The following is a 1,671-nucleotide window of genomic DNA, read 5'->3' on the forward strand; positions in this document are numbered from 1 at the left end:
CAGTACGACGGGCATGTCGTACATCTGAGGTGTAAGTCCTCTGTGGGCACCTGCTACCGGTGAACCCAATAGCGAATCCCAAGCCTGACTATCGTGAGGTAGCGGGGAGAGGAAGGGATAGCGAAATCGTGGCTCTACGAACAGAAACGTGATAGTAAGGCGTATATGGGGGATAAGGAGGCTGTAAACTCTAAAGTCCAAGAAGGTAATTGTAACCTATATGCGTAAATCACGAGAGTAAACGAGGAAAGATGTACGACTTATCCCGTGAGGTCTTGTCGAGGCAATAGCCTAGTAACAACGAACGACAAGAAGTCAGCCGAACCCATAGTAGTGAGGAAACTTCTGTAATGGAAGTGGAGCGAAGGGGTGAACAGTTAACCGAAGTATACCTACTTCACTTGTATCTGTAAGGATAAGTGTCTGATAGAACCGGAGGTAGTCACGTATTGACTAGAGGAAGGTTCATCAATTTTAAGACGTCCTAGAGATAGCGAAACAAGAAAGGAATACGCGCATGTCTAAATTACTAGACCAGATATTATCAAGAGACAATCTTCTCGAAGCCTATAAGCAGGTTAAAGCTAATAAAGGTTCTGCAGGTATTGATGGTATCACAGTTGATACGATTGATGATTATCTGAGAGAGCACTGGCGAGAAACGAAAAAGCAGATATCGGAAAGAAAATATAAACCTCAGCCAGTATTGCGGGTGGAAATCCCGAAGCCCAACGGAGGTGTTCGTCAGCTAGGTATTCCAAGCATGATGGATAGAATCATTCAACAGGCCATTGTACAGGTTTTAAGTCCAATCTTTGAAACTCATTTCTCAGACTATAGCTATGGCTTTCGTCCCAACCGCTCTTGTGAGACAGCCCTGGTCAAGCTACTGGAATACCTAAATGAAGGTTATGAATGGATTATAGACATTGACTTAGAGAAGTTCTTCGATACAGTCCCACAGGACAGACTCATGTCATTGGTCCATAGGGTCATCGAGGATGGAGATACTGAGTCCCTCATCCGAAAATACCTTCACTCAGGAGTCGTGATAAATGGTCAACGCCAGAAAACCTTAGTAGGAACCCCTCAAGGAGGAAATCTCTCTCCACTCTTATCTAATATCATGCTTCATGAACTAGATAAGGAATTGGAAAAACGGGGTTTGCGCTTCGTACGCTATGCGGATGATTGTGTTATCACGGTCGGAAGTCAAGCGGCGGCTAAGAGGGTCATGCACTCAGTCAGTCGCTTTATCGAGAAACGGCTAGGTCTCAAGGTGAACATGGATAAGACCAAAATTGTCCGCCCAACAAACCTGAAATATCTAGGTTATGGCTTTTGGAAGTCCCCAAAGGGCTGGCGTAGTCGCCCCCACAAAGAGAGTGTGCAGAAGTTTGTGAGAAAACTTAAGCAACTGACATCTAGAAAATGGAGTATCAGCTTGAGTGAACGAATCACGCTACTAAATTCTGTCATCAGAGGTTGGGTTAACTACTTTTCAATCACTGACATGAAAACGGTGATGTCAAAAGTAGATGAGCGACTTCGAACGAGAATGCGAGTAATCATCTGGAAACAGTGGAAAAAGAAGTCACGTCGCCTTTGGGGCTTACTGAAACTCGGAGTTCCTAGGTGGATAGCAGATAAGGTGTCAGGTTGGGGTGACCA

The 1,671-nt window shown here is 44.8% G+C and carries 1 protein-coding gene; it reads left to right on the top strand.

Features of this window, described 5'->3' with window-relative positions:
- Positions 1–517: 517 nt before the first annotated feature.
- On the top strand, positions 518–1,671 hold a 1,154-nt coding region (gene ltrA / locus E4T71_RS08535), incomplete at its 3' end, for a group II intron reverse transcriptase/maturase (RefSeq protein WP_135038901.1).

The organism is Streptococcus sp. WM07 (genome assembly GCF_004570525.1).
Classification (GTDB): Bacteria; Bacillota; Bacilli; order Lactobacillales; family Streptococcaceae; genus Streptococcus.